Origin of the sequence: Chthoniobacter sp. (genome assembly GCF_040003245.1) — a bacterium.
Lineage (GTDB): Bacteria > Verrucomicrobiota > Verrucomicrobiia > Chthoniobacterales > Chthoniobacteraceae > Chthoniobacter.
The window spans coordinates 1-8534 of record NZ_JBDUCX010000272.1 but is presented as its reverse complement, the minus strand read 5'-3'; the positions used below and the strand labels follow the sequence as shown (position 1 = coordinate 8534).

At 62.0% G+C, this 8534-nt stretch carries 9 protein-coding genes; 3 read left to right on the top strand and 6 right to left on the bottom strand.

Annotated elements, in window-relative coordinates; translation table 11 throughout:
- Positions 1-2: 2 nt before the first annotated feature.
- The 4 genes from ABJF10_RS26460 to ABJF10_RS26445 all read right to left on the bottom strand — a co-directional run bounded on the left by ABJF10_RS26460 (position 3) and on the right by ABJF10_RS26445 (position 4258).
- Entirely contained in the window at positions 3-530 is a 528-nt protein-coding gene (locus ABJF10_RS26460) for an Imm26 family immunity protein (protein ID WP_348547629.1), read from the bottom strand.
- An 82-nt stretch (positions 531-612) separates the two neighbouring features.
- Positions 613-1131 carry a hypothetical protein gene (locus ABJF10_RS26455; RefSeq protein ID WP_348547628.1) on the bottom strand — a complete coding sequence of 173 codons (519 nt, stop codon included), beginning with the start codon at positions 1129-1131 and terminating at the stop codon, positions 613-615.
- A gap of 887 nt (positions 1132-2018) precedes the next feature.
- Complete coding sequence (locus ABJF10_RS26450; RefSeq protein WP_348547627.1) at positions 2019-2972, bottom strand: CNNM domain-containing protein; 954 nt, start codon at positions 2970-2972, stop codon at positions 2019-2021.
- A complete protein-coding gene (locus tag ABJF10_RS26445) occupies positions 2969-4258 on the bottom strand; it encodes a hemolysin family protein (protein WP_348547626.1) in 1290 nt (429 codons plus the stop codon). The genes ABJF10_RS26450 and ABJF10_RS26445 overlap by 4 nt, the downstream gene beginning before the upstream one ends.
- A gap of 85 nt (positions 4259-4343) precedes the next feature.
- Here ABJF10_RS26445 and ABJF10_RS26440 point away from each other — a divergent pair, with 85 nt between their 5' ends.
- From ABJF10_RS26440 to ABJF10_RS26430, 3 genes are read left to right on the top strand one after another with little or no spacing between them, the layout of a single operon-like run.
- Positions 4344-4802: a DUF309 domain-containing protein gene (locus tag ABJF10_RS26440; protein WP_348547625.1), complete on the top strand. Its 459-nt coding sequence runs from the start codon at positions 4344-4346 to the stop codon at positions 4800-4802.
- Positions 4799-5977 carry an NAD(P)/FAD-dependent oxidoreductase gene (locus ABJF10_RS26435; protein WP_348547624.1) on the top strand — a complete coding sequence of 393 codons (1179 nt, stop codon included), beginning with the start codon at positions 4799-4801 and terminating at the stop codon, positions 5975-5977. Before ABJF10_RS26440 ends, ABJF10_RS26435 begins: the two co-directional genes overlap by 4 nt.
- A gap of 5 nt (positions 5978-5982) precedes the next feature.
- Positions 5983-6432: a YkgJ family cysteine cluster protein gene (locus ABJF10_RS26430; protein WP_348547623.1), complete on the top strand. Its 450-nt coding sequence runs from the start codon at positions 5983-5985 to the stop codon at positions 6430-6432.
- 10 nt (positions 6433-6442) lie between these two features.
- Here the strand turns inward: ABJF10_RS26430 and ABJF10_RS26425 are convergent, their stop codons facing one another.
- Both ABJF10_RS26425 and ABJF10_RS26420 read right to left on the bottom strand, forming a co-directional pair.
- Positions 6443-7555, bottom strand: coding sequence for a hypothetical protein (locus ABJF10_RS26425; protein WP_348547622.1), 1113 nt, complete (start codon positions 7553-7555; stop codon positions 6443-6445).
- 21 nt (positions 7556-7576) lie between these two features.
- Positions 7577-8323 carry a hypothetical protein gene (locus ABJF10_RS26420; RefSeq protein WP_348547621.1) on the bottom strand — a complete coding sequence of 249 codons (747 nt, stop codon included), beginning with the start codon at positions 8321-8323 and terminating at the stop codon, positions 7577-7579.
- Positions 8324-8534 lie beyond the last annotated feature (211 nt).

Here is an 8534-nt window from a genome sequence, read left to right as displayed (position 1 = left end):
CGTCAGGCCACTTTAGGGGTTGGATGCTCTGCTGCGCGGGAAAGAACATACTCGTAGGTTATTTTGTCGTGTTTAGCTGGCCAAGGGCCTATCCCGTGAATCGCCCTCAGCGTGCTCTCGTAGGCGATCGGGGCTCGGGTAAAGCGCAAGGGGTAAAAGCTCTGGTCTTCGGGTGTGGCGCAACGGATGACTCGACCATGAAAATCCTCGACGTGGCAACGCTCAGAAGGTCCGCAAATAAAGTGTGGCCACGGAAAGCGCTGCAAGTCGGGGCTGGAGTTGGCAACGATGGGCCAACTCCCATGCCAGATGAAGGCGTCCATGGTGCCGCCGAGCAATGCGACCTCCGAGGAAACAATCTCTGCGACAGGTGGAGGCGAGTCGGCGGCCCAAATGGCGCGGAAGACGGCAACGTAGAGGGGATAAGACGCAACCTCGTGCAGCAAGACGTGCCCATAGCCGACGCGGCCCTCGTCGATTGGAATTGCGAAGATGTCACCGGCTTTGGTTTGGGGGTTTTGCTTCGCCATTAGAAGATGGCTTCGGAGTCGCCTAACGCCACCAAGCTCAGCGCCGGAACCACTCGATCCAGAGCTTGGTGAGGCGTTGCACTCATTTCTTGGTTGTCTTCATGGTGTATTCGAGCGTCCGATAAAGAGCGACGATGAAATCGGTTTCCTCGTCGTCAATGCGATACTGAACGGAGGTAAAAGGATAGCTGCGCGTGAGTGGCTGCTCGGCCACCAGCGCAACGCCCAAATGCTGGATGGCGTGTGAGCCGAGCGCACAACCCACGATGCGGATAACGTCGTTCGAAGTAAATGCGTCGCGCTTGCCGGATTTTAGCCAGGCCGAGAATGCCATGTCCAAATCCTCAAGAACGTCGCCAGTGCGCCGGTCGGTGGAAACGAAAGCCGCTATATAGGCCCGAACTCGTTGGGAGTCTCGCTCGATCGCCACACGTTCCTCCGGCGTAAGTTCGGTGACTTTGTCGTGAAATTCCTTTTGGTTTGGGATAGCTCCCTCGGTGAAGGTTATCTCGCCTGATGGCGTCTGAATAGTGACGGACTTCTTGTCGGCTGCCATGGATAGTGCCGTGGTTAAAAGGAGGATGGTAACGACGTGTTTCACAGGATGACTCCAGCGGCCCCTACCATCCTATTGAATCGAGTAAAAAGGGGAAGCAAAGTTGGCATACCAGAGGAAAGTCGGCGGAGCGGGGAAAAGCAGAAACCTTGGGAGTAATCCCTTCAACGAGAAAGAATTCCGCCTCACCAAAAATCCGCTCTTTTTGCTTGACTTTTATGATGAGATGGCTTACGATCTAGCGCGGCATGGGAGGAGAAGGCCATGGCCGGAAAGGGAAAGGCGCTGGGATGGGTTTGGGCGGAGAGGAACTGGGTCTATTTCTATTCGAGATGATGACGATGATTTCAATTCATGGAACCGGCGCCGATGAGGCCTGCCGGTGTAGGGCGGGTGTCCCCACCCGCCGGGATGGCGCTGCGTACCGGAGGCCCGTCCGGCGGGTGGGGACACCCGCCCTACACCCACCACCACGACTTTGCCCGGTTCCTTGGTCACGTCCTTTTACGGAGAGTTCCTACCAGTTCCGACTAGTTCCGACCTTTGAATTATCCTGTTTCAGATGGTCTGACGCTCCGGCCGTCGTCTCTTCCTGCTTTCCTGCTTTCCTCATTCCTTTCAGTTCCGGCCAGTTCCGACCCATGAATAATCTTACCCAATCGCACCCATCCGACAGGCGGTGCGGGTGGCGGCAAGCGGACAGTTCCACACTGAGTTTGCGGGCGCTGGGAAGCCGCGCAGGCTGCTTATCCTACCGGTATCCCACCGGTTTCGACCAAAGAATCCACCCTTGCACTACTCTGGAAATCCGACCGAATCCCACTCGATCCCACTCCGAACTTTTAAGCCCCGGCAGCGACTACTGCGGGAGTCAGTCGAAAAATGTTCCACATCCGATTCGAAAGCACGTGCTGGACCCCTGCGACCCGACCCTACGCCACCGCGACGGTGACCAGGCGGCGGATGAGGTCTTCCCATGTGACCACGCCGATTTGCTTGCCGGTGGGGTCGAGGGCGACGGCCATGGTGACGCGGGCGGCGCGGAGCCGGCGCACGATGCTGTAGGCCGGTTCGTCGGAGTTCACCTTCACGATGCGGCGCTGGTAGGATTCGGCGACGCTGCGTTTCTTGCCGTCGAGGGCCACGTCGAGGACGTTGACCAAGCCGACGATTTCGCCGGCTTCGTTGGTCAGCGGCCAGCGGTCGATATTGGTGTGGCGGCTGCGTTCGATGAGCTCCTCGATCGAGGCGGTGGCGGGGATGGTCCGCACATTGGCGAGGGGCAGCATGACATCGGCGGCCTTGATGGCGCGGAAGTCGACGACGTTGTGGATCATCTGGCGCTCGTCCTTGCCGAGCGTGCCCTGGCGTTCGCTCTCGATGGTCAGGTACTTGAAATCCTCCCGGGCGACGAAGAGCTTTTGCCGCTCGCCGGAGCGCTCGCCGAGGACCATTTTCGACACGCGGGAGCCGATGAAATGGAACGGCGAGAGCAGCAGATCGGCGAGGCGCAGCGGGCCGGTGATGGAAGCGAGCGCGCGATAGGGGAAGCGGCGGAACAGCGACTTCGGCAGCAGTTCCAGGCCGATCAAGTAGAAGGGCAGAAACAGCACCAGTGCGGCGAAGTAGCCGGCATTGCCGAGGTGCGCGACGAACTGCTGGCTCGCCAGGGTGATGGCGAAGATGTTCATCAGGTTCGTGACGAGCAGCACGGTGACGAGCAAGCGCTCGGGATGCTCGAGCAGGCGGTTGAGCGTGATGGCGGCTTTGTCGCGATGCTTCAGGCGGTGCTTGAGGCGCACCCGATTGACGGAAAGCAGCCCGGCCTCGATGCCGGAAAACATGAAGGAGATGACGAAGCAGGCGAGCACGGCGAACCAGATCATTGGCCTTCCTCCTCCTCGTCAGCGGCGTCTTCGTCGTCGGGTGGGGTCTCGCGGACGATGAGGACTTCCTCCACGCGCTTGCGCGAGGTGCGGCGCACGGTGAGCTGGAGGTCGTCCATTTCCATTTGGGTGCCGGGGCGCGGGATGGCGCCGAGGCGGTTGAAGATGAGGCCGGCGATGGTGTCGATCCCTTCCTCATGAAGTTCCGAGCCGAGCATCTCGTTGATGTCGTCGAGGCGGGCGTTGCCGTTGACGATGAGCTGGCAGTCGGCGATGGCCTCGATGTAGAGGCCGTGCTCGGCGAGCGGCACGGCGTCGCTGATGATTTCCTCCACGATGTCGGCCAGCGTGACGATGCCCTCGGTGCCGCCGTGTTCGTCGACCACGATGGCGATGCCCTGCGGGTGATTGAGGAAGCTGCGGAGCAGGTCGATGGCTTTCATCGTCTCCGGCACGAACGAGGGCGCGACGAGGCGCTCGGTGTAGTGCGTGTTGGGATCGAGCAGGAAATCGCGGACGTCGAGGATGCCGAGGATTTCGTCGGGCGTCTCGCCGTAGACGGGCACCCGGCGGTAGCGCTTGGCGCGCAAGCGCGGGACGGCTTCTTCGTTGGTCAGGTCGTCGGGCAGGGTGAAGGAATCGACGCGGGGCGTCATGCAGTCGCGGGCCGTCTTGTCGCCGAGCTTGATGATCTCATGGATCATTTCGCTTTCCGTCTCGTGCAGGGCGCCTTCCTCGGTGCTGAGGTCGACCAGGGTGCCGAGTTCTTCTTCGCTCAGGAAGTGGGAACTCTTGAGCGGCGCCGGCGTGATCGCCTCGGCGATGTGCTCGCTGACGCGCTGGAGCACGCGGGAGATCGGGTCGAGAATGGGCATCAAGGGCTGCAGCACCCGCACGCCGATGCGGGTGAAGCGATAGGGGTTCACCAGCGCGGCGACCTTGGGCACCAGGTCGCAGACGAAGACGACGAGGGTGAAGATGAGCAGGGAGGCGACCCAGAACGGGATGACCGCCCCCTCCAGCCCGCGCAGCAGAAAGAGGCAGAACAAAATGAGCGGGAAATTGCTGAGCGCGTCGCAGAGCAGGATGACGCTGAGCAGGCGGCGGGGATTCTCCAGCAGCTCGGCGAGGGCCGCCGCGAAATCAGCGCGGCGCTTCTTCAGCCGCTCGACATGATACGGCTGGAGCGAGAAGAACGCGGTCTCAATCGCCGAGAACATCGCGGAGGCGGTGACCAGGATCAGCAGAACAATGGCAATCAGGACAAGAGTGCCAGTGGTCATCATGGAGCGTCCGGAGAGGACACCGCTGGGATCAATCGCATCTTGCACACAAGACCGTGCAGAATAGTTTCGCCCTTCCGTCCGTGCGATGAAAAAAAATGACCGTATTTCAGCCTTCGTCCAGCAGCTCGGCGCCGACCCGTCGCTGGCCCTGGATCCGCGCTACCAAGGTTATTTTACGTGCTTTAACGAACAGCAGTACTATGAAGCCCACGATGTGCTGGAAAATCTGTGGCTGGAGCGGCGGGACGAGCACTACCTCTTTTTTAAGGGGCTGATCCAGGTGGCGGGGGCTTATGTGCACTTGCAGAAGCAGTTCCAGCATCCGACGCATCCCAAGCATGGGCGCCGACTGCGCCCGGCGGTGCGGCTCTTTCATCTCGCGGCGAAGAACCTCGGGGCTTTCGCGCCGCGGCACCTGCAACTGGACGTCTCCGCCATTCTGGAGCTGTGCGAACTACAGGCGGAGGAGATCATCGCCGGGGATTACGAGCGCAACCCTTGGGAGCCGACCCACGCTCCAGCACTCCAGCTTCTCCCGACGTGAGCGCGGAACCGGAATTTCGCGATGTGATCGTGCTCGGGGCCGGCGCGGCCGGGCTGATGTGTGCCATCGAAGCCGGGAAGCGCGGGCGGCGCGTGACGGTCATCGAACACAACGATCGCGTCGGCAAGAAGATCGCCATCTCCGGGGGCGGCCGGTGCAACTTCACCAACCTGAACGCCGGGCCGGAGAACTACCTCTCGGGGCAGCCGGATTTCTGCAAGTCCGCGCTGGCCCGCTACACGCCGTGGGATTTCGTGGCGCTCGTCGAGAAGCACCGCATTCGCTATCACGAGAAGAAGCTGGGGCAGCAATTCTGCGACACGAGTTCGCGGGAGATCATCAACCTCCTGCTCACGGAATGCGAAAGTGCGGGGGTGGAGATTCGCTTGAATTGCCGCGTGAACGAAGTGCGCAAGACGGATCGCTTTTCGCTCGCGACCAATACGGGACAGATTGAGTGCCATTCGCTGGTCGTGGCCACCGGCGGGCTGTCGTTCCCGAAATTGGGCGCGACGGATTTCGGCTATCGGCTGGCGCGGCAGTTTGGCGTGCCGCTCACGGAGATCCGTCCCGGGTTGGTTCCCCTCACCTTCGCGCCCGAGGATAGCCGGATGGGAGAACTGAGCGGCCTCTCAGTGCCGGTCACAGCGCGCTGCGACGGTGTCACGTTCGAGGAGAATCTGCTCTTCACTCATCGCGGGTTGAGCGGGCCGGTGGTGCTGCAGATCTCTTCGTTCTGGCGGGAAGGCCAGACCGTCGCTTTTGACCTATTGCCCGGTCATCGCGCGACGGACCTGCTCGCCGAGGCGCGCCGGGAAGCGCTGGACCCCTTGGCGCTCGTGGGCCGCTACTGGCCCCGGCGCTTTGCCGAGGCCTGGTGTGCAAAGTACGCGCCGGCCAAAACGCTGCCCCACTTCACCTCGGCGGAAATGAAGGACCTGGCGGTGGCGCTCAACGGATGGTCCCTGCGCTTCTCCGGCACCGAGGGCTACCCCAAAGCCGAGGTCACGCTCGGTGGCGTGGACACGGCGGCCCTGTCGTCGAAGACGATGGAGGCGCGACCGGCGCCGGGATTGTTTTTCATCGGCGAAGTGGTGGATGTCACCGGCTGGCTGGGCGGCTATAATTTCCAATGGGCCTGGGCCTCCGGCCACGCCGCGGGACAAGCCGTTTGAAAAAAATGAAACGCCGATCTCCACCGCCGACTCCGGGTGTTGCCATGGAAGCCGTCAAGGCCATCTACCAGGAACTGGCGGAGCGGCCCATCGAGCGCAATTGCCTTCTGCGCACGGATTGCTGCCGCTTCCGGCTCACGGGCCGCACGCCCTTCCTGACGAAAGGCGAAGCGCTCGTCGCCGCGAAAGCGGTGCGTGTGTCCGGGCGGAAGCGACTGCCGGAGAGCATCGATGGCGCGTGTCCCTTGCTCGATCACCCGACGGGACGTTGCCTGATTTACGAGGGGCGCCCTTTCGGCTGCCGCACGCATTTCTGTGCGGCGGCGGGCGGACCTTATGCGCGCAGTGAAGTCGTGGATCTCATTCACCGCCTGGAAGACATCGACCGGACCCTCGGGGGCGACGGGGCGATGGCCTTGCCGATCGCCGTGGAGCGGGCTTTGCGCGAAGCCTAGTGCGCGAAGCCTAGTGCGCGACGGCCGCTTCCGCCGGCGCCACCTCCGCCTTGGCCGGCTCCGGGGCCGGCGCGTCGGTGGGGAAGAGTTTGCGCACCAGCGGCTCAACCAAAGCCCGGGTGAAAAGCCCCAGCAGCACTCCGCCCGTGAAATCGTTCACTTGAAAGCTGATCGGAAAACTGCTCGGCCCCATGCGCCACAGCAGGAATGAAATGATGATCACCGAGGGCAGCCACACCGCGGCGGAGATCAACTCCCGCATGACCACGCGACGAGCCCGGCGCCGGACGGTGACGGCGGCACTCGCCTCGGGCGGCGTCTCGTCTTTGTAGTAGTTCCGCAATTCCTGCTCGGCTGCGATCACGACCCGAAACGCCGCAAGCATAGCCACACCGAGACATCCCCCGAGCATGATCGCTCCCCAAGTCGCGGTAAACGGCACGCGCACCGAACTGCGTTGGGAAACGCTGGTGTTACCGGAATCCATATCGTACTCCACCATGGCGTTGATGTCGTGCTCCTTCGGCGTGAAGGTCAGCAGGTAGCCATTGTCGAAGAGCGCCCGGAAATAGCGGGTGGTTTCCGGCGGATCTCCCACTCGCCGCCCCGCCTGCGGAATGACCAGCCGCTCCGTCCTCTTGCCACGCGCATTCAGAATGATGGGATTCATCTCTTCCCGTCCTTCCCATAGTCCATCCTCGGGGCGGTTGATCGCGCCGCGGACGCCATTGACCGAACTGCTGGATGGCGAGGCGGGCTCCGCTGGATCAGCTTTCTTGATCTCTCCCTGCGCCCGGGTGCGCTTCACGTCATCGGGCATCTGGAAATAGATCGACCGAATCGTCAGCGGCTGGTCGCCGACATTCTCCAGGTCCACAAAGAACGTCAACTCATCGAAGATGTCGCGCGGGCCCGACTCCGCCGGCGTGAGGGTGACCTTCAGCGGGGCGGACAACACCGTCGTATCGGAGGCCGGCTTGGACGAAATCACCGTGTCCACCAGCGGCTTGATGCTGGTGTCCTTGGCCTCCGGGAGCGCGGGAGCCAACGGCGCATCCAGCGCCGAGGCTCGCGCCGCCAGCAAGACAACCAACACAAAAAAAAGGCACGGGAATGTTTTCATAACGAGCTCTGTTCTTGTTCTCTAACGTCCGGCCGGCAGGGGGATCGCCGCCACGGCGCGACATAACTCCACCAACGGCTTCCAATCCGCCGGAAGAGTCGGACTGGCCGGGGCAAGGGCTCCGTCCACCAACAAAACATTGCTCGCAAACGCCTTCACCGCGGCCGCCGTTTCCGACTTGCGACTGAGATTGTTCTGAATCAATTGCAGGTCCGTGAGCGGAGTTTCACCAGTCCGCGCATATTCATAGGCGGCGGCGGATTTCCAGATCCTGACCACCTCGATCCCGATCCATTCTCGCGGGAACTTGCCGAATTCTGAAATCACCCGGTCTGGCTGCCCTTGCGCGAGGAGGGCATTGCCAAAGATCGCCGCCCCGAAACGCACGCGTCCAGGAGCCGCCACCGCCGCAAAGGGCGAACCCTCCGGCGTCTTGGGCAGCCCGTTGGCTTTGTCTTTCAACGCCGCGTACCAATTGAGATAAGCCGACGCCGCTTGCTCCGCCTTTTGCACATCACCCAGCGCCGCCTTCGGGTTCTTCCATTGCTGTGCGCGTTCCAGCCAGGTCTCCGCGCGCAGATAGAAGTAGGCGTCCCAGACCGTCAGGTCGCTATCGGTGACGGGGCTGCTGATTGGAAACTTTTCGAAATACTCGAGCACGCCGCGCCAATTGCCCTGTTCCCGCCCGGCAATGTGTTGCTGGATCGATTGGATATCCGGCGTTTGCGCTTCGCCGGCTTGGGCACTCGGACACGACCAGACCGCCATAGCCAACAGCCAAAGCACACAGGACAAAGCACGTCGCACCCCAGGGTTCATTAACAACCGTTTAGCGCCCCGGCGCACAGCTGACAAGCCCGCAGTCTAATACGGTGAGCCCCACGGAAGCCCGGTAAGACTCAACACTAACTAAAGTACTAAAAACTCCGCCGCGTCCTAGCTCTCCCGCGCCGGCGCCATCGACGGCTACAACTACTCC

Excerpts from the sequence above, each read along its gene's own strand:
- ABJF10_RS26460 (WP_348547629.1), bottom strand. The coding sequence starts at position 530 with ATGGCGAAGCAAAACCCCCAAACCAAAGCCGGTGACATCTTCGCAATT.
- ABJF10_RS26450 (WP_348547627.1), bottom strand. The coding sequence starts at position 2,972 with ATGATCTGGTTCGCCGTGCTCGCCTGCTTCGTCATCTCCTTCATGTTT.
- ABJF10_RS26445 (WP_348547626.1), bottom strand. The coding sequence starts at position 4,258 with ATGATGACCACTGGCACTCTTGTCCTGATTGCCATTGTTCTGCTGATC.
- ABJF10_RS26440 (WP_348547625.1), top strand. The coding sequence starts at position 4,344 with ATGAAAAAAAATGACCGTATTTCAGCCTTCGTCCAGCAGCTCGGCGCC.
- ABJF10_RS26430 (WP_348547623.1), top strand. The coding sequence starts at position 5,983 with ATGAAACGCCGATCTCCACCGCCGACTCCGGGTGTTGCCATGGAAGCC.
- ABJF10_RS26425 (WP_348547622.1), bottom strand. The coding sequence starts at position 7,555 with ATGAAAACATTCCCGTGCCTTTTTTTTGTGTTGGTTGTCTTGCTGGCG.
- ABJF10_RS26420 (WP_348547621.1), bottom strand. The coding sequence starts at position 8,323 with ATGGCGGTCTGGTCGTGTCCGAGTGCCCAAGCCGGCGAAGCGCAAACG.